At 73.5% G+C, this 18,227-nt stretch carries 14 protein-coding genes; 9 read left to right on the plus strand and 5 right to left on the minus strand.

All coding sequences use genetic code 11. The annotated features are described in order from the left end of the window. Positions 1–3 precede the first annotated feature (3 nt). From HYE82_RS06785 to HYE82_RS06800, 4 genes are all read left to right on the plus strand, one after another. A complete protein-coding gene (locus HYE82_RS06785; protein ID WP_054223643.1) occupies positions 4–297 on the plus strand; it encodes a DUF503 domain-containing protein in 294 nt (97 codons plus the stop codon). A 26-nt stretch (positions 298–323) separates the two neighbouring features. After that, positions 324–770: a 30S ribosome-binding factor RbfA gene (gene rbfA, locus HYE82_RS06790; RefSeq protein ID WP_179173022.1), complete on the plus strand. Its 447-nt coding sequence runs from the start codon at positions 324–326 to the stop codon at positions 768–770. Beyond that, positions 767–1,675, plus strand: a complete 909-nt coding sequence (truB, locus tag HYE82_RS06795) for a tRNA pseudouridine(55) synthase TruB (RefSeq protein ID WP_179173023.1) — start codon at positions 767–769, stop codon at positions 1,673–1,675. Before rbfA ends, truB begins: the two co-directional genes overlap by 4 nt. A gap of 431 nt (positions 1,676–2,106) precedes the next feature. Further along, positions 2,107–3,072, plus strand: a complete 966-nt coding sequence (locus tag HYE82_RS06800; RefSeq protein WP_179173024.1) for a bifunctional riboflavin kinase/FAD synthetase — start codon at positions 2,107–2,109, stop codon at positions 3,070–3,072. A 110-nt stretch (positions 3,073–3,182) separates the two neighbouring features. On the opposite strand, the gene HYE82_RS37760 is transcribed toward HYE82_RS06800, so the two are convergent. The 3 genes from HYE82_RS37760 to eccE all read right to left on the minus strand — a co-directional run bounded on the left by HYE82_RS37760 (position 3,183) and on the right by eccE (position 8,003). Further along, positions 3,183–5,726: an SCO5717 family growth-regulating ATPase gene (locus HYE82_RS37760; protein WP_309144223.1), complete on the minus strand. Its 2,544-nt coding sequence runs from the start codon at positions 5,724–5,726 to the stop codon at positions 3,183–3,185. A 292-nt stretch (positions 5,727–6,018) separates the two neighbouring features. After that, entirely contained in the window at positions 6,019–6,729 is a 711-nt protein-coding gene (locus HYE82_RS06810; protein ID WP_179173025.1) for a hypothetical protein, read from the minus strand. After that, on the minus strand, positions 6,726–8,003 hold the full coding sequence (eccE, locus tag HYE82_RS06815) for a type VII secretion protein EccE (RefSeq protein WP_179173026.1): 1,278 nt from the start codon (positions 8,001–8,003) through the stop codon (positions 6,726–6,728). Before eccE ends, HYE82_RS06810 begins: the two co-directional genes overlap by 4 nt. A 265-nt stretch (positions 8,004–8,268) precedes the next feature. Here eccE and eccB point away from each other — a divergent pair, with 265 nt between their 5' ends. The 4 genes from eccB to HYE82_RS06835 all read left to right on the plus strand — a co-directional run bounded on the left by eccB (position 8,269) and on the right by HYE82_RS06835 (position 12,051). Next, a complete protein-coding gene (eccB, locus tag HYE82_RS06820) occupies positions 8,269–9,849 on the plus strand; it encodes a type VII secretion protein EccB (RefSeq protein ID WP_179173027.1) in 1,581 nt (526 codons plus the stop codon). 11 nt (positions 9,850–9,860) lie between these two features. Further along, positions 9,861–11,138 (plus strand): type VII secretion-associated serine protease mycosin, encoded by a 1,278-nt coding sequence (gene mycP / locus HYE82_RS06825; RefSeq protein WP_179173028.1) that lies wholly within the window; start codon positions 9,861–9,863, stop codon positions 11,136–11,138. Positions 11,139–11,351: 213 nt separating this feature from the next. After that, positions 11,352–11,693, plus strand: coding sequence for a hypothetical protein (locus HYE82_RS06830; protein WP_179173029.1), 342 nt, complete (start codon positions 11,352–11,354; stop codon positions 11,691–11,693). A gap of 49 nt (positions 11,694–11,742) precedes the next feature. After that, on the plus strand, positions 11,743–12,051 hold the full coding sequence (locus HYE82_RS06835; protein ID WP_179173030.1) for a WXG100 family type VII secretion target: 309 nt from the start codon (positions 11,743–11,745) through the stop codon (positions 12,049–12,051). A gap of 25 nt (positions 12,052–12,076) precedes the next feature. Here the strand turns inward: HYE82_RS06835 and HYE82_RS06840 are convergent, their stop codons facing one another. Both HYE82_RS06840 and eccCa read right to left on the minus strand, forming a co-directional pair. Further along, positions 12,077–12,325, minus strand: a complete 249-nt coding sequence (locus HYE82_RS06840; RefSeq protein WP_179173031.1) for a DUF397 domain-containing protein — start codon at positions 12,323–12,325, stop codon at positions 12,077–12,079. Between the two features lie 128 nt (positions 12,326–12,453). Beyond that, the gene (gene eccCa / locus HYE82_RS06845) at positions 12,454–16,419 is read right to left on the minus strand and encodes a type VII secretion protein EccCa (RefSeq protein ID WP_179173032.1); all 3,966 of its coding nucleotides are present in this window, start codon (positions 16,417–16,419) and stop codon (positions 12,454–12,456) included. Positions 16,420–16,623: 204 nt separating this feature from the next. Between eccCa and eccD the strand changes: the two genes are divergently transcribed. Further along, the gene (gene eccD / locus HYE82_RS06850) at positions 16,624–18,132 is read left to right on the plus strand and encodes a type VII secretion integral membrane protein EccD (RefSeq protein WP_179173033.1); all 1,509 of its coding nucleotides are present in this window, start codon (positions 16,624–16,626) and stop codon (positions 18,130–18,132) included. The last annotated feature ends 95 nt before the right edge of the window (positions 18,133–18,227 follow it).

Raw genomic sequence — 18,227 nt, forward strand, 5'->3', positions numbered from 1 at the left:
TGCATGTACGTGGGGACTCTGTCCTTCGACCTGCTCCTCGGCGACGTCCACTCGCTGAAGGAGAAACGCTCCGTCGTCCGGCCCATCGTCGCCGAGCTCCAACGCAAGTTCTCCGTGAGCGCGGCAGAGGTGGGCGACCAGGATCTGCACCGCAGGGCCCGCATCGGCGTCGCCTTGGTGAGCGGGGACACGGGGTACCTCTCGGACGTACTGGACCGCTGCGAGCGGCTGGTCGCGGCACGTCCGGAAGTGGAGCTGCTGTCGGTGCGCCGACGGCTCCACGGTGATGAAGACTGAATGCAAGGAAAGAAGGAGACGGACCAGTGGCCGACAATGCGCGGGCGAAGAAGCTGGCGGACCTCATCCGGGAGGTGGTCGCCCAGAAGCTGCAGCGAGGCATCAAGGACCCGCGCCTCGGTACGCACGTGACGATCACGGACACCCGGGTCACGGGTGACCTGCGGGAGGCCACGGTCTTCTACACGGTGTACGGCGACGACGAGGACCGGGCCAGCGCGGCTGCCGGCCTGGAGAGCGCCAAGGGCGTGCTGCGCTCCGCGGTCGGCCGGGTGGCGGGGACCAAGTTCACGCCCACCCTCACCTTCGTGGCGGACGCCCTCCCGGACAACGCGCGGACGATCGAGGACCTCCTCGACAAGGCGCGGAGCTCCGACGCCGCGGTGCGCGAGGCCTCCTCGGGCGCCGAGTACGCCGGCGAGGCCGACCCGTACAAGAAGCCCGGCGACGACGAGGACGCAGCCGCCGAATGAGCAGCAACGCAGGGAAGACGCCGGACGGCCTGGTCATCGTCGACAAGCCGTCCGGCTTCACTTCGCACGACGTGGTCGCCAAGATGCGCGGGATCGCCAAGACCCGCCGCGTCGGCCACGCGGGCACGCTCGACCCGATGGCGACGGGCGTGCTCGTCCTGGGCGTCGAGAAGGCCACCAAGCTCCTCGGCCACCTCGCGCTCACGGAGAAGGAGTACCTCGGCACGATCCGTCTCGGCCAGAACACCCTGACCGACGACGCGGAAGGCGAGATCACCTCCTCCGCCGACGCCTCCGGGGTCACCCGCGAGGCCGTCGACGCGGGCATCGCCAAACTGACCGGCGAGATCATGCAGGTCCCGTCCAAGGTCAGCGCCATCAAGATCAAGGGCGTGCGCTCGTACAAGCGCGCCCGCGACGGCGAGGACTTCGAGATCCCCGCCCGGCCGGTGACCATCTCCTCGTTCCAGGTCTACGACATGCGCGAGGCCGAGGCCGAGGACGGCACCCTGGTCGTCGACCTCGTCGTCTCCGTCGTCTGCTCCAGCGGCACGTACATCCGCGCCCTGGCCCGCGACCTCGGCGCCGACCTCGGCGTCGGCGGGCACCTGACCGCGCTGCGGCGCACCCGTGTGGGCCCGTACAAGCTCGACCGGGCGCGCACCCTGGACCAGCTCCAGGAGGAGCTGACCGTCATGCCGATCGGCGAGGCGGCGGCCGCGGCGTTCCCCCGCTGGGACCTGGACGCCCGGCGGGCCTCGCTGCTCGCCAACGGCGTGCGGATCGAGATGCCGGACATGTACGAGGCCGGTCGGACCGTCGCGGTCTTCGGGCCGCAGGGGCAGCTGCTCGCGCTCGTGGAGAGCAAGGGCGGCAAGGCGAAGTCGCTCGCTGTCTTCGCCTGATCCGCTGATCCGCTGATCCGCTGATCCGCCGCTGGGCTGCCGGGGCGATCCGTTGTCGATCCGGGGGTCCGCCGACTGCGGCGTGGAGCGGTGAGAGCGCATCGTCCGCTGCTCACCGCTCCACCCACCCCCCTCGGGTAGGTCTCTATCCAGCAGAGCGCCTGTATTCACCCGTCCGAGCAGGCGCGTGGAGTGACTGGAGGGAGCACAAGGGGGCGCTTTTCTGCCGCGTTGCTTTCCGCCGCCCGCCCGTGGGGCCCCGGATGCGCCGGCCCCTCCCGCCGGGCTCCCCGGTGCCTTCCGGCCGAGGTGACACAGAGCGCCCCGCAGCCCTATACCGATGCGGGGCGCCGGGCGAGGGCATGGCAGTCTTAGACGTGCAATCGGCAACGAGTACAGGGCCTACACGGTTCGGGCGAGGAGCGGTCACAGTGCAGCGCTGGCGTGGCTTGGAGGACATCCCCCAGGACTGGGGACGCAGCGTCGTCACCATCGGCTCGTACGACGGTGTGCACCGGGGCCACCAGCTGATCATCGGGCGGGCCGTGGCCCGGGCGCGCGAGCTCGGCGTCCCGTCCGTCGTCGTCACCTTCGACCCGCACCCGAGCGAGGTCGTCCGCCCCGGCAGCCACCCGCCGATCCTGGCGGGCTACGACCGGCGCGCCGAGCTGATGGCCGGGCTCGGGGTCGACGCCCTGCTGGTCCTGCCGTTCACGGCCGAGTTCTCGCAGCTGTCCCCGGCCGACTTCATCGTCAAGGTGCTCGTCGACAAGCTGCACGCCCGCGCCGTGATCGAGGGCCCCAACTTCCGCTTCGGCCACCGCGCCGCCGGGAACGTCGACTTCCTCCGCGAACTGGGCGGCACGTACGACTACGAGGTCGACGTCATCGACCTGGTCGAGCGCGGTACGGCCGGCGGTGGCGTGCCGTTCTCCTCGAGCCTCGCCCGCAAGCTGGTCGCCGAGGGCGACATGACGGGAGCCGCCGAGGTCCTGGGCCGTCCGCACCGCGTCGAGGGCGTCGTCGTGCGCGGCGCGCAGCGCGGCCGCGAACTCGGCTACCCGACGGCCAACGTGGAGACCCCGCCGCACACCGCCGTCCCCGCCGACGGTGTGTACGCGGGCTGGCTGACGGCGAACGGCGAGCGCATGCCCGCGGCGATCTCGGTGGGCACCAACCCGCAGTTCGACGCCACGGAGCGGACCGTGGAGGCGTACGCGATCGACCGGGTCGGGCTGGACCTGTACGGGCTGCACGTCACCGTGGACTTTCTCGCGTACGTGCGCGGCATGGCCAAGTTCGAGTCGCTGGAGGGCCTGCTGGAGGCCATCGCGGACGACGTGAAGCGCGCGCGGGAGCTGACGCGGACGTACGACACGGAGCGCGTGGAGCGCTGAGCCGCGGCCTGACGGAAGGAAGGGCCCGCACCGGGCCCGGGGATCCCCCGGGCCCGGTGCGGGCCCTTCTTCTCGTCCTGCCGTCCGTCCGGGGCCGGACGGACGGCAGGTCAGCCCAGGCGCGGGTCGCGCGGGGGCTGCTGCCCGGGGTGCCCGGGCTGGGGGTGCTGCGGCCAGGGCTGGCCGGGCTGCGGCTGCGGCTGCGGGTACGACCGGCCATCGGCGTACGGCTGCGGGGGCTGCTGGTACGGCGCCTGGGGCTGGGGCTGCGGCGCGTACGGCTGGCCGGGCTGCGGCTGCGGTGGGGCGTACGCCGGCTGCCCGTGCGGGGGCTGGGCCTGCTGCGGCTGCGCGGGCTGCTGCGGGGGCGCGCCCCAGTGGTTCTGCTGGGCTGCCTGGGCGGCCCGTACGAAGTCCTCGGCCACCAGGGCGGCGAGGTTGAAGTACGCCTCGCGGGTCTTCGGCCGCATCAGGTCCAGGTCGACCTCGGCGCCGGCCGCGAGGTGCTCGTCGAACGGCACCACGACGACCCCGCGGCAGCGGGTCTCGAAGTGCTGCACGATGTCCTCGGTCTTGATCATCTTGCTGGTCTCGCGGACCCCCGAGATGACGGTGAGGGAGCGGGAGACGAGGTCTCCGTACCCGTGCGCGGACAGCCAGTCGAGCGTGGTGCTCGCGCTGCTGGCGCCGTCCACGGAGGGGGTGGAGATGATGATCAGTTGATCGGCCAGGTCCAGGACGCCGCGCATGGCGGAGTAGAGCAGGCCGGTCCCCGAGTCGGTGAGGATGATCGGGTACTGGCGGCCGAGGGTGTCGATGACGCGGCGGTAGTCCTCGTCGTTGAAGGTCGTCGAGACGGCCGGGTCCACGTCGTTGGCGATGATCTCCAGGCCGGACGGGGCCTGTGAGGTGAACCGCCGGATGTCCATGTACGAGTTCAGGTACGGGATCGCCTGGACCAGGTCCCGGATCGTGGCGCCCGTCTCGCGGCGGACCCGGCGGCCGAGGGTGCCGGCGTCCGGGTTCGCGTCGATGGCGAGGATCTTGTCCTGGCGCTCGGTCGCGAGGGTCGCGCCGAGGGCGGTGGTCGTCGTGGTCTTGCCGACGCCGCCCTTGAGGCTGATGACGGCGATCCGGTAGCAGGACATCACCGGCGTGCGGATGAGCTCCAGCTTGCGCTGCCGGTCGGCCTCGGCGGCCTTGCCGCCGAAGCGGAAGCCGGTGCGCTGCGGCTTGGGCTTCTGCTTGCCGCGCAGCAGCCGGTCCGAGGACAGCTCGACGGCCGCGGTGTAGCCGAGCGGCGCACCGCCGGAGGCCGGCGCGCCGGGCTGGTAGCGGGGATCGTGCGGCTGCGGGCCGGGCTGCGGGCCCGGCTGGGCGGCGGCCGGCCACGGGGCGCCGGTACGCGGATCGACGTACGGCTGCGCCTGCGCCTGGGCCGGATCCTGCGGCTGGGCCTGGGCGGCCTGCGGCTGTGCCGGTACGGGGCCGGGGGCGGCCGGGGGGAACCCGTAGCCGTCCTGCTGCGGTGCGGCGGGCGGGAGCGCGTACCCGGCCGCTTCCACGGCCGCCTGCGGCTGCGCCGGTACAGGGGCCGGGGCGGGCTGCGGGAAGCCATAGCCGTCCTGCGGCTGCGCGTTGGCCGGCGGAACCTGCGGGAAGCCGTACCCGGCCTGCGGCATGGCCGGCGGGACCGGCTGCGGCTCGGCCCGGGCGACGTCGTGCTGCGGGAAGCCGTACCCGGCCCCGGGTCCTTCCGGGGCGGGGAACACGGGCGGCAGCTGGGGCAGTTCGCCGACCGGCCCCGCGACGGGGGCCTCCACCGCCGGGTGGGGAGCGGACGCAGGAGTGATGGGCTCCACGGCCGCCGGCGCCGCAGGGTGGGCGCCGTCCGGAGCGGGCGCGGCAACCGGCGCGGGCACCGCAGACGGGGTGTCCTGGGAGAAGGCCCCGGCGGAGGCCTTCCCCAGCACGACACCGGAGCCGGACCCCGCCCCGGACGGGGGCGCGGGCACGGGCACGCCGTCGACGGGAGTGTCGGCGGGCGCCGGCAGCGCAGGAGCCGACGCGGGCGCCGGCGGCGCGGGCTCGAAGTCCGCAGCCGACAGGTAGGAGGGCAGCTCGGGCGCCGGTCCGACACCCGGGGCAGGCAGGCCCGTTGCCCCGTCGGCCGGCGGGGCAGGCGTGGCGGCAGGCTCAAGGTCCGCTGCGGACGGGGTCACGGGCGCCGGCAGCGCGGGCGCGGGCTCGATGTCCGCCTTGGTCAGGTAGGACGGCAGTCCGGGCGCAGGCTCCTGCGCGGGCACGGCCGGTGCCGCGTCGGCCGGGACCGCGGGCGCCGGCGGCGCGGGCTCGATGTCCGCTGCGGAGAGGTAGGACGGCAGTCCGGAGGCGGGCTCCGGCGGGGTCGGGTCGGTGGCCTCGGCCGGGCCCGACGCCGTCGGGGCCGGCGTGCCCGACGGGCTGTGGGGCTCGAAGCCGCTGCCCTCGGGCAGGGCCGGCACCGGCGCGGCGGGCGCCGCGCTCTGCGTGTACCAGGCCGGCGGCGTGTAGTCGATGGTGAACTGGCCCGTCATCTCGGGCTCCGCGTCGGACTGATCGTCCGTCGGGACGTCCCACGTCCCGCCGCGCCTCTCGTTCCGATCGCCGCTCACTCGTCCGTCCTCCTGGTCTGTCGAACACTGGTCCGGCGCCCCGTGACGCCACGCCCACGCTCAGCCTAATCGCGCGCGGACACCCGTGTCGGCCCTCCGACGGGCCACACCGCCCGCACCGGCCCGCGTCGGCCCGGGCCGGGCCCCGCCGGGCCCCGAAGAAGACGGCCGGTACGGCGCGGGACGGCTCCGGGCGGCGAGAGGCCCGTACGCCAGGCCCTGTCCACCGGCGGGGCCGACCGGGCAACCGCCACCGTCCGGCCGCCGCCCGGGAGGGCCACGGCGGCAACGGTCAGTCGATGCGCCGGCACGGGCCCAGGAGCCCCGCCTCCGCCTCCGTGCCCTGGGTCATCACGAACTGCCGGTCCCGGGGCGTGCACCACAGGGTGACCCCGTCGCCCAGCGTCGGCAGTGAATCCACCGTCTGACGCGGCAGGTTCATCAGGCGGCCGATCTGCTCCGCCTCGTCGGGGGACACCCGCTGGATCCCGGCCAGGGAGGAGTTCGGCAGCAGCCGCAGCGCCGTCGGGCTCAGGTACGGCAGCAGCGTCACCACCGACTGCCAGGGCGCGGCCACCACGCGCCCGCGCGGGGGCCGCATCCCGCAGTCGCGGACGACCAGCACCGGGCTGCCCGCCGACGCGCCCTGCGGCGGTACACGGCCCACGTCGTGCAGGGTCACGCACTGCTGGCCGCCGCCCGCCGCCTGGGCCAGCGCGGACCACACCTGGGCCCGTCCGGTCTCCACCGCGACCCGGGCGCCCGTGGCCGCCGCGCGCAGCGCCAGCACCTGGGCGGTCCACACGCCGCCGATGAGCGTCACCTCGTACGGGGTGGGCCGGTTGATGCCGAGCACCGCCGCCCGGCCGTGCGCGTCCACCCCGATGACGACCCCGTCGTCGCCGACCGGCAGCGCCAGGGCGTCCAGGTCCACCGCGGGGACCGTGTGCCGTTCCCGGCGCGGGCCGACGAGCCCGAAGCCGCCCCTGACCGCGTTCCTCATCGTGCGCCTCCCAGCGGCAGCGAGGCCAGCAGCCCCGGCACCTGTTCGCGGTCGAGCCGGACCAGTCCGGCGCGCACACCGCGGGCCGTCCGCTCCAGTTCCCGGCGTGCCGCCACCAGTTCCTCGTCGCTGCGCCCCGTCACGCGGACGTGCCCGGTCAGGGTGACGCCCTGCCGCTCCGCCGGGGCCACGGTCAGGCTGAACGTGGTCGCGAGCGCGGGCAGCGAGGTCAGCAGTGCCACGAACTGAGGCAGGGACGCCGTCCCCGAGCCGCCCAACTGCGGCCAGCGGCCGATCCAGTACGTGGTGTGGCGCCGGTCGTCGCAGCGCCAGGTCCGCGAGGTCTCCTCCGTGCGGCGGCCGGAGCCGGCCGAGCGGCCCGCCTGGGTGATGGCCCGCGGGTTCGCGCACGAGGAGGTGGCCAGCGTGGCCGTCAGCTCCTGCTCGGTGAGCACGGTGGCACGGAAGCCGGCGCCCGCGAGCCGGCTCGTCAGCTGGTCGGCCGCGCGCACCACACAGCGCTGCGCGCCCGCGAGCCCGCCGCCGCGGGCGGCGACCGCCTCGGGGCACAGCTCGGGATCGAGCTTCAGTGCGATCCATGTCAGCCGTACCGCCGGCGTGCCCGTCCGGGCCTGCAGCGGCGCGTAGTTGCGGGTGGCCATCGACTGCGGGGGCAGGTGCGGGGCGGGCGCGGGCTGGGTGTGCTGCACCAGTTGCGCGGACTCCAGCCGGATTCCGTCCGTGTCGAGGACGTCCCGGACGAGCGCCAGCGGCAGCGGCCGGGCAGTCCGCTCGGGCCGCAGCGCAGTGGCATCGGTGTCCACCTGCACGACGGCGGTCAGGAACGTTCCGTCGCCGACCATGCCGACGGGCCGCCGGTCGCGGTCGCTGAACGTCATGGTCCGCAGTGCCGGGTCGGCCTCGACGAGCGGCGCCAGTCCCGGCTCCGTGCCCGCGGGCACGGCGAACGCCGCGGCCCGGCGCTTGCGCGCGCGCAGGGCGAGCGCGCTGCCGATCCACTCGGGCAGGGAGCGCTGGTGGCGGCGTACGACGGCGAGGACCACGAGGACCAGCGCGAGGACACCGGCGGGAACCAGCAGCAGCGGTTCCACCACCCAGGCCACCAGCAGTGCGGCCGCGGCCGTTTGGAGCAGGACCAGCTGTTGCAGTCGGAACGGCCCGAAGCGGCCGGGGCTCGACTTCGGACTCGGTGTCACCCCGCTGCGTACGGGTGCGGTTGTGCCCGCCTGCGGCTCCGTAGCGGTGGCCGTCATTCGCCCACCTCCCCTTTCCGGCACCAGACCCCGTGAGCGCCGGGGCTGTGCGGCGCTCACCGCGGGACCCCGGAATCTCCCCATTCCACCCCAACAGGCCCTGATTCGCCCGGGTTGGAGGGCTGTGGAAGGCACTGAGCGGCGGCCTCACCCTACCCGGCCCGTCCGCCCCTTCGATCAAGAGGCATAGTAGGTCCCCGGTCCGACAAACGAGGCCCGGGGACCGCGGTCGCCGACCGGGTCGTGCGGGGAGAAGCAGACGGTCATGGCATCACGGCGTGATGAACTCAACGCGTACACCTTTGCGAAGCGGCGGACGGTGGCCGCGTTCCTCCAGCCGTCCGCGACGGGTTCCGAGGAAGGCGCGCCACGGCCCCTGCGCGCGGTCGTGCCGGGTCTGGTGGTGGGGGCGGTCATCCTCGCCGGGTTCGGCGCCTGGGGCATGTTCAAGCCCCAGGCCCCCAAGGGCTGGGACGAGGCCGGTACCAAGGTGCTCGTCGGCAAGCAGTCGACGACCCGCTACGTGGTCCTCGCGACGAAGGTGAACGGCAAGGAGCAGACCCGCCTGCACCCGGTGCTGAACCTCGCCTCGGCCCGACTCCTCCTGGACCCGCAGAAGTTCAAGGTCCTGCAGATCGACGACAAGATCCTGGACGCGGGCAAGCCGCCGCGCGGCCCCATCATCGGCATCCCGTACGCCCCCGACCGGCTGCCCGCCCCGAAGGACGCGGGCAAGGCCAAGCGCTGGGCCGTGTGCCAGGCGCCGGGCGGCAACGGAAAGAGCGTGCAGACCGCCACCTTCGTCCTCGCCGACCGCGAGGCGGGCATGACGGACGACGCGCGCAGGCTCACCGACAGCCAGATGCTGTACGTGCAGAGCACCGGCGGGGCCAAGGAGCGCTACCTCGTCGACAGCACGGGCACCAAGTACAAGTTCCCCGAAGGCACCGCCGATGCGGGCAAGATGACCAACGCCCTCGTCGGCAACACGGGTGCCACCCCGCAGCAGGTCACCGAGCAGTGGCTGGCCACCCTCAACTCCGGTGACGACCTGGCCTTCCCGCAGCTGCCCGCGGCGGCCGGCACCAAGGCCGACGTGCCGGGCCTGGGCACTGCCGACAACAAGGTCGGCATGGTGCTGCGGGCCCAGACCGGCTCGGGCGCCCAGCACTACGTGGTGCTGCCCGGCAAGGTCGCCCCGGTCTCCGACTTCGCGGCCTGGCTGCTGATCTCGGCGCCCGCCACCGACAGCCTCAACATGCACGGCAAGCCGCGCGAGGTCGACCTCCAGACCCTCAACCCGGAGCAGACGCCGTTCAAGGGCGAGACCCGGTGGCCGTCGAAGAAGACCGCCCGCATCAACCAGGCCCCGTCCGGGGACACGGCCGCCGCGCAGGGCGCCGGGGCGCGCGACACCGTCTGCAACGTGCTGCGCTCGGTCGACGGCCAGGGCAACCAGACCCTGAGCACCTGGGCCGGCACCGGCTTCCCCGTCGACATCACCGCCAGCGGCACCAGCGCGTACGTCACGCCCGGCTCCGGGCTGCTGTACACCCAGCTGCAGGGCAAGCAGAGCACGGCGGGCGGCGCCCTGTTCCTCGTCACCGACACCGGCCTGCGGTACGCCGTCCAGGCCAACGGGGACAGCGACGCCGAGAAGTCGAAGATCGGGGCCCCGGACCAGCAGGGGGCGGGCGGCGACGGCCGGCCCGAGGCGAGCCAGGCGCAGATACGTCTCGGCTACGGCGGCGTCACCCCGGCCCTCGTGCCCATCGCGTGGTCGGAGTTCCTCTCCAAGGGTCCGCGCCTGGACACCAACTCCGCCCGCCAGCCTCAGGGTTCGTGAGGAAGCCGCCGATGATCCCCTCCCCGTACGGGCGCCGCGCGCTCCTCGCCGCCGCCGTCACCCTGGCCGCGGCCTGCGGTACGGCCGCCACCGCCGCGGCCGCCACCGGCCCGGGCGGCCCCGCCGCCCGGCCGCCGGGGGCGGCGGCCCCGGCCCTGCGCCCGGACGGCGCGGGGGAGTGCACCTTCCCCATGAAGAAGCAGATCGCAGATCGCCCCTGGGCCCTCCAGCGACTCCTGCTCGACACGCTCTGGGCCCGGACCAAGGGCAAGGACAAGGACGGCAAGCCGGTCCGCGTCGCCGTCATCGACACCGGTGTGGACCGGGTGAACCCGCAGCTCAGCGGCGCCCTCGACGTGGGGGCGGGCAAGGACTTCGTCGACGCCAAGGGCGGCGACGGCACCGCCGACACCGTCGGCCACGGCACGAAGGTGGCCGGGATCATCGCGGCCCGCCCGCAGGACGGCACCGGCTTCGTCGGCCTCGCCCCCGACTCGGTGATCATCCCGATCCGGCAGAACGACGGCCAGGGCAAGGGCAACGCCCTCTCCCTCGGCCAGGCCATCGACCACGCCGTCGCCAAGGGCGCCCAGATCATCAACATCTCGCAGGACACCGACGTCCCCCTGAGCGCCGACACCGAGCTCGGCAAGGCCGTCCAGCGCGCCGTCGACGCGAAGGTGCTGGTCGTCGCCTCCGCCGGCAACGACGGCGCGAGCGGCCAGAAGCGCAGGACCTACCCGGCGGCCTTCCCCGGCGTCCTCGCCGTGGCCTCCTCGGACCGCAACAACGAGCGGGCGGTGTTCTCCCAGCCCGGCGACTTCGTCGGGATCGCCGCGCCCGGCGTCGACATGGTCTCCACCGTCCCCGGCTTCGGCCAGTGCATCGACAACGGCACCAGCTTCTCGGCGCCGTACGTCGCCGGCGTCGCCGCCCTGCTGCGCGCCGAGCACCCGGACTGGTCCCCGCAGGAGGTGATCTGGCAGATCCAGAGCACCGCCGAGCGCTCGGTCAACGGCCGCGACGACTACGTCGGCTGGGGGGTCGTCGATCCGGTGCGCGCCGTCACCCAGGACCACGAGCGGCCCAGGGCTCCCGTGCCCGACCCGGGTCCGCCCCCGGCGGCCGCGCCCGAGGCGGCGGCCCTGCGGCTGACCGAGACCGCGCAGGAGCGGGACGAGCGGATCGGCACGTACGTCCTGGGGACCGGCGCCGTGCTCATCGCGGTCATCGCAGGGACCGCGACCGTCATCCGGGACGCGCGCAGGCGCCGTGGCCGTTTGCAGTGAACGGTCACAGTTCATCGACGGATGCAGGCCACTGATGTTGGGGCTGTGACATGAACTGGCTAGAGTGGCACCAGGCTTCACGACTGTGATCGGGGGATCGCGTGAGGTGGAGGGGGAATTCCCCGGTGGGCGAGGAGCATTCGCAACCGGGACGTCCGCTCCGCTGCGCAGTCCGTCGGTTCTGCCGGCGAATTGAGAAGTGAGGAGCTTCGGATGAGCAACAATTTCGGACTTGCGGACGATCCGGTCGTCCAGGCGAAGAACAAGATCGAGACGACGGCCAACGCCGTCACCAGGCAGGCCCGTGAGCTGGCCGACATCCTCGCCACGGTGAGCGCCGGCTGGACCGGTGTGGGTGCCTCCGGCTTCGTCTCCGCCCAGACCACCGTCAACGACGACCACGACGAGATCCGCCGCCTGCTCGGTGTCCTGCATAACGCGGTCGCCCAGACCAAGAACCTGAGCAACGCCCAGGACGACGAGGTGCGCGCCGCGTTCAAGGCCGTCCAGGCGAACTCCGGCAACCAGAACACCTCGGGCCTCAACGGCGTCTGACCGACACGTCGTTCCCCACCCAGCTCAAGCCAGCGCGAAGGAGAAGACCATGGCGGCCAACGACGGGGCAACCCGGGTACGGTACGAGAGCGTCCAGGAGATGGCGAACCGCATTCGCGTCGTCTCCAAGAACATCATCGACGACCTGTCGGAGATGGAGCAGGCCCTGAAGGTCGTCACCGACACCTGGGACGGTGAGGCGCACAAGGAGTACGTCACGCTCCAGGGCAAGTACAGGCAGAAGGCCGACCACATGAAGGACACGCTGGAGACGGTCGCCAAGCTGATCGAGCGCGGCAAGGGCGACTACCGCGCCACCGATGTGAAGGCCTCCCGCCTGTTCACCGAGGCCTACTGAGCCGCCCGGGCCATACCGGTCCCGGCTACCGGTGCGGGCCGCGGTCGAGGTCGAACTCGCCGTCCCGGGCGCCGAGTACGAACGCCTCCCACTCGGCCGCCGTGTAGCGCAGCACCGTGTCCCGGTCCAGGGAGGACCGCATCGCCACCGCACCCTCGGGCAGGCGGGCGATCTCGACCCGCTCCTCGTCCGGGGTGGTCCCGGGCGGGCCCTCCCACTCCACGCCGCTGATGTCGAGCGCGTACAGCTCGTCCTTCTCCTGCTGGGTGCCCATGTGCGGCCTCTCCTTCGGCGGTCCTACGCTGCCGATTATCGGGGCTCGGGGCCGCAGCGGGGGAGCGTTTCCGGTTGATCACCCTCCGCTCCCCCGCAAGACGGGGCCGGGCGGGCCCCCGCCGGGGCTCAGGCCCCCGGCATCCGGCCCAGCTGGACCAGCGACGTCCCCCGCCGGCGCGAGGAGAAGTACGCCCGGCCCGGCGGCATCGGCCGCGGGCGCACGGTGCCGATCAGGTCACCCTCGGACGGGTCGCCCGACAGCACCACGCCCTGCGCGCCGAGCTCCTTGATGCGCTGCATGAACGGCTCGTACAGCGACCGCGAGGCGCCCGCGGAATTGCGCGCGATGATGAACCGGACACCCGTGTCCCGGGCGAACGGCAGGTACTCCACCAGCGGCGCCAGCGGGTTGCCCTGGCTCGTCGCCACCAGGTCGAAGTCGTCGATGACGATGAACACGTCCGGCCCCGTCCACCAGCTGCGGTCCCGCAGCTGCTGCGGGGTGACGTCGTCCGGCGGCTGCCGCCGGGCGAACACGCCGCCCAGGGCCTCCATGTGCATCTGCAGGGAGCTCGCCATCGGCGCGTACTCCAGCAGGTGCTCCTCCGGCAGCTCCCCCAGCAGGGTGCGCCGGTAGTCGCCGACGACCAGCCGGGCCTGGTCCGGGGTGTACCGCCGCGCGATCTGCTGCGCGATGAGCCGCAGCAGGTTCGTCTTGCCCGACTCGCTCTCGCCGAAGACGAGGAGGAACGGGTCCGCCTCGAAGTCGACGAACACCGGCTCCAGGTTCGTCTCGTCGATGCCGATCGCGATGCCGCGCTCGGGGAACTCCCCACCGCCCGGGAGCTGGTCCGCGTGCAGCAGCCGCGGCAGCAGCCGCACGCCCGGAGCCGCCGGCCCCGACCAGTTCTGCTTCACCGCCGACACGAACGCGGCCGTCGCGTCCGACAGCTCCGACACGTCGTGCGAGCCGTCGATCCGCGGCAGCGCCCCCAGGAAGTGCAGCTTCTCCGGCACCTGTCCGCGCCCCGGCATTCCCGGCGGGACGTTCGCCGCGACCTTCCGGTCGAACTCGGAGTCCATGACGTCGCCGAGCCGCAGCTCCAGCCGGCCCAGCATCTGGTCCTTCAGCGCGGCCCGCACCTCCATGTACCGCGCCGCCGTGATCACCACGTGGATGCCGTAGCCCAGACCACGCGACGCGATGTCCGTGACCACCTGCTCCAGGACGTCGTACTCGCTCCGGAAGCCGCCCCAGCCGTCGATGACCAGGAACACGTCGCCCCACGCCTCGCCGGGCAGCTCGCCCGCCGCCCGCTTGCGCCGGTAGGTGCCGATCGAGTCGATCCCGTGGGCCCGGAAGAACTCCTCGCGGCGGTTCAGGATGCCGCCCACCTCGGCGACCGTGCGCCGCACCCGCTCCGGGTCCAGGCGCGAGGCGATCCCGCCGACGTGCGGCAGCTCCGCCACCGACGACATACCGCCGCCGCCGAAGTCCAGCCCGTAGAACTGCACCTCGCGCGGGGTGTGCGTCAGCGCGAACGCGGAGATGAGGGTCCGCATCAGGGTCGACTTGCCCGACTGCGGACCGCCGACCACCATCATGTGGCCCGCCGCACCCGAGAAGTCCCGGTACAGCACCTCGCGCCGCTGCTCGAACGGCTTGTCGATGAGCCCGAGCGGCACCACCAGCCCGCCCGGCCGCGTGTAGCCCTCCGCGTGCAGCCCGCGCTCCGCCGAGGCCGCCAGCGCCGGCAGCAGCTGGTCCAGCGCCGGGGCCTGGTCCAGCGGCGGCAGCCACACCTGGTGCGCCGGGACCCCCTGCCCCTCCAGCCGGGACACGATCACGTCCAGCACGGTGTCCGCGAGCGCGTCGTCCTCCTGGTCGGCCTGCGCCGCCAGGTACGCCGGGTCAGGGGCCGCGTACACCACCGGCACCGGCACCGCCGTGAACAGCGCGGGCCGCCGCTCCACCGGGAACTGCCCCACCGACAGCTCCCGCCCGCCCGAGCGGTACGTGCCCGAGACGTACGCCGCCTTGAAGCGGACCATCTCGTCCGTACCGAACTTCAGGTAGCCCGAACCCGGCACCGACGGAAGGTGGTAGGCGTCCGGCACGCCGATCGCCGTGCGCGACTCCGCCGCCGAGAAGGTCCGCAGACCGATCCGGTACGACAGGTACGTGTCCAGCCCGCGCAGCTTGCCCTCCTCCAGGCGCTGCGAGGCCAGCAGCAGGTGCACGCCCAGCGAGCGGCCGATGCGGCCGATCTGGATGAACATGTCGATGAAGTCGGGCTTCGCGGTCAGCAGCTCGCTGAACTCGTCGATGACCAGGACCAGCGAGGCCAGCGGCTCCAGCGGGGCACCCGCCGCGCGCGCCTTCTCGTAGTCGTGGATGTTCGCGTAGTTGCCCGCGGAGCGCAGCAGCTCCTGGCGGCGCTGCAGCTCGCCGCGGATCGAGTCGCCCATGCGGTCCACGAGCGTCAGGTCGTCCGCCAGGTTGGTGATGACCGCCGCGACGTGCGGCATCTGCCCCATGCCGGTGAACGTCGCACCGCCCTTGAAGTCCGCGAGGACGAAGTTCAGCGTCTCCGAGGTGTGCGTCACCGCCAGGCCCAGCACCAGCGTGCGCAGCAGCTCCGACTTGCCCGAACCCGTCGCGCCCACGCACAGCCCGTGCGGGCCCATGCCCTCCTGCGCGGCCTCCTTCAGGTCCAGCATCACCGGCGAGCCGTCCTCGCCGACACCGATCGGCACGCGCAGCCTCTCCCCGGCCGACCGCGGCCGCCAGGTCCGGGCCACGTCGATCGACGCCGCATCGCCCAGGTTCAGCAGGTCCGTGAAGTCCAGGTTGGCCAGCAGCGGCTCGTCGTCGTCACCGCCGCCCGTGCGCAGCGGCGCCAGCTGCCGGGCGAGCGCCTCCGCCGCCGGCAGCGACAGGTTGTCCGGCACGCCCTCGTACGCGACCCCGCCGCCGGACTCCAGGCGCAGCTTCCCCGGCCGCGCCACGACGGACAGCCCGCCGCGCGGCTCGTCCAGCTCGCCCGCGATCACCTCGACGATCGTGACGCCCTGCAGCCCCTCGGCCGCCGCGAACGCCGACTCGGCCGGCACCAGCCCGCCGCGGGAGTTGGCGTCCAGGACGACGACCAGGTGGGGCTGGTCCAGCACCGGGGAGGTGTCCCGGCTGAACCGCGGCCGCCCCTCCAGCCGGGGCGCCAGCAGCGCTTCCACCTCGGTCAGGTCGTCTCCGAACAGCCGCTTGGCGCCCGCCCCGTCGACCTGCCCCGGGACCTGCGTGTGCGGCAGCCACTTCACCCAGTCCCACGCCTCCACCGCGCCCGGCGCGGCCACCACGGCCACCACCAGGTCGTCGGGGGAGTGCAGCGTCGCCAGCTGCGCCACCACCGCCCGGGCCGCGCCGCGCGCCGACTCCGGCTCCCCGGACACCGTCATGTGGTAGAAGGCCCGCAGCGACACCGCCACCGGCAGCCCGTCCAGCGAGGAGTGCACCTTCAGGAACCGCTGCATCGCGCCCGCCGTCAGCGGCTCCAGCTCGTCCACCGGAGCCGTGTCCGGCGCCACCAGCGCAGTCGCCAGGCGCTGCACGCCCAGCCCCAGCCGCGCCTGCCCGAAGTCCGCGTCGCCCACACGCCGTTCCCACAGCCGCGAGCCTTCGGCCACCACCGACCACAGCTGCTCGGGAGCCGGGTGCAGGTACAGCTGCGCGTCGCGCTGCGCCCGCGCGGTCCTGCGCACCTGACGGCGCGTCTGCGCGAGGTACTTCAGGTAGTCCCTGCGCACATCGGCCATTTGCCCCTGCGTACCGCGCCGGTGGCGGACCAACTGGGCGATGATCATGGCCACGGTCGACACCAGCATCAGCACGCCCATGATGCGCATGAACGGCGCGGCACCCGGCATGAAGAAGAAGACGACCGAGGAACCCATGCCCAGCATCGGCAGGAGCTGCATCAGCATGCCCTCCTGCTGTCCCCGGGGAAGTTCCGGCGGAGCCTCAAGCCTCAGTTCGTCCGCGGGGACTTCGGGCGGCAGGGACCGCGGCGGGCGTTTGACGACGATCTGACTCACCGGAGCATCAATCCCTCGAAAACGGACCGGACGCTGCTGCTGCGCCCCAAGTCCCGGGCGCGAAGGGGCTCTCCCCGCGCGACGGCGATCCTACTTGCCGACTGTCACACATACTCCCGGTAGGGTGGCCCGCGCAGTATGCGCATCCGCGAATCCGAGACGGCCGCGGAATGCACCCGCTCCGCCAACCAGGGGGTCCCACAGGTGAGTACGGCCGCAGCGACGGGCTTCTGCAGGGTCACCGTCGTGGCTCCTGACAGCCGCATCGACGTCGCCCTCCCCGAGGACATCGCCGTCGCCGACGTCTACCCCGAACTGCTGCGCCTCACCGGCCAGACCCAGCCCGTCGGCGCTCCCACCGGATACCACCTCGTCCGCCGCGACGGCACCGTCCTCGACGGCGCGCGCACCCTCGCCGCCCAGCAGGTCCTCGACGGCGAGGTGCTCAGCCTGCGCCCGTTCGCCGAGTCGCTGCCGCCCGCCGTCTTCGACGACGTCTCCGACGCCGTGGCCTCCGCCGTCGTCCGCGACCGCCACCTGTGGAGCGACGACATGCTGCGCGGCGCGGGCCTGGCCGGCGCCGCCGTCCTGCTCCTCCTGCTCGGCTTCGTCCTCTGGTACGCCGACCCCGTCCGGCACGACATGCACGGCCTGCCCGGCATCATCGCCGGAGCCGTCGGCCTCCTGCTGACCGCCGCCGCCGGCGTCCGCGCCCGCGTCTACCGCGACCGCGGCTCCGCCGTCGCCCTCGGCCTCGGCGCCCTGCCCCAGCTCCTGATCGCCGGCTCCGGCATCATCGCCCCCGCCGCCGGCCACGGACCCGGCCGCCTGCAGTTCCTGCTCGGCTGCGTCTGCGTCCTGATCGCCTCCGTCGCCCTCGTCGCGCTCACCCCGAACGGCGACGCCCCCTTCGTCGCGGCCACCTTCCTCGCAGCCACCGGCACCCTGGCCACCTTCCTCGCCATCGTCACCGAGGCCTCCGCCACGGCCACCGCCGCCGGCTGCGCCCCCGTCGCCATCGGCCTCGTCGCCTTCCTGCCAGGCCTGTCCGCCCGCTTCGCCCGGCTGCCCATCGGCTACGCCGCCCCGCAGAGCGCCGTCGAGGTCTACGAGACTCCGGACCGCTACGAGACTGAGCCGTACGGCGACCCCGCCGCCGGCCCCGACCAAGGCGAGGCCGGCACCCCGCTCGACGCCGACGCCATCGCCACCCAGGCCCGCCGCGGACACGAGATGCTGCTCGGCCTCGTCGCCGGCTGCGCCGCGGTCGCGGTGGGCTCCGCCGCGGTCCTCGGCTTCTCCGACAACACCTGGGGCCGGCTCCTGGCCCTGGCCACCGGGCTGGCCATGCTGCTGCGCGCCCGGCTCTTCCGCTACACCTCCCAGGTCGTGTGCGCCCTGGCCGCCGGCCTGGCCGCCGTCGCCCTGCTGATCCTGGGCCTCGCCCTGCGCCCGCCCGCCGACCTGCTGGTGGAGCTCATCCGCTACCACGACCGCGGCGGCCTGGACCTCCGTACGATCTGGCTGTCCGCCGCGGTCGCCGCCGGCGCCGCCCTCCTCGCCGGAATTGCGCTGGTCATACCCCGCAAGGGTCTGTCACCCTTCTGGGGGCGGCTGCTCGACCTCACCGAGGCGGCCGTGCTGTTGAGCCTCGTCCCGCTGGCCCTGGCCGTCCTCGACGTCTACTCCCGCGCCCGCTCGCTCACCAGCTGAGACACGCCGGACGGCAGGCTGGTACGCTGTGTGACGGCCGTTTGTGTACGCGGCCCCGGAGCCTTCCGGGGGATGCGCTCAGCGGACCGCCACCC

The sequence above is a fragment of the Streptomyces sp. BR123 genome, from assembly GCF_013401435.1.
GTDB lineage: Bacteria > Actinomycetota > Actinomycetes > Streptomycetales > Streptomycetaceae > Streptomyces.

What these genes read in the sequence shown, in the direction of transcription:
- HYE82_RS06785 (WP_054223643.1), top strand. Translation starts at nt 4, where the DNA reads ATGTACGTGGGGACTCTGTCCTTCGACCTGCTCCTCGGCGACGTCCAC.
- truB (WP_179173023.1), top strand. Translation starts at nt 767, where the DNA reads ATGAGCAGCAACGCAGGGAAGACGCCGGACGGCCTGGTCATCGTCGAC.
- HYE82_RS06810 (WP_179173025.1), bottom strand. Translation starts at nt 6,729, where the DNA reads ATGAGGAACGCGGTCAGGGGCGGCTTCGGGCTCGTCGGCCCGCGCCGG.
- eccE (WP_179173026.1), bottom strand. Translation starts at nt 8,003, where the DNA reads ATGACGGCCACCGCTACGGAGCCGCAGGCGGGCACAACCGCACCCGTA.
- eccB (WP_179173027.1), top strand. Translation starts at nt 8,269, where the DNA reads ATGGCATCACGGCGTGATGAACTCAACGCGTACACCTTTGCGAAGCGG.
- mycP (WP_179173028.1), top strand. Translation starts at nt 9,861, where the DNA reads ATGATCCCCTCCCCGTACGGGCGCCGCGCGCTCCTCGCCGCCGCCGTC.
- HYE82_RS06830 (WP_179173029.1), top strand. Translation starts at nt 11,352, where the DNA reads ATGAGCAACAATTTCGGACTTGCGGACGATCCGGTCGTCCAGGCGAAG.
- HYE82_RS06835 (WP_179173030.1), top strand. Translation starts at nt 11,743, where the DNA reads ATGGCGGCCAACGACGGGGCAACCCGGGTACGGTACGAGAGCGTCCAG.
- HYE82_RS06840 (WP_179173031.1), bottom strand. Translation starts at nt 12,325, where the DNA reads ATGGGCACCCAGCAGGAGAAGGACGAGCTGTACGCGCTCGACATCAGC.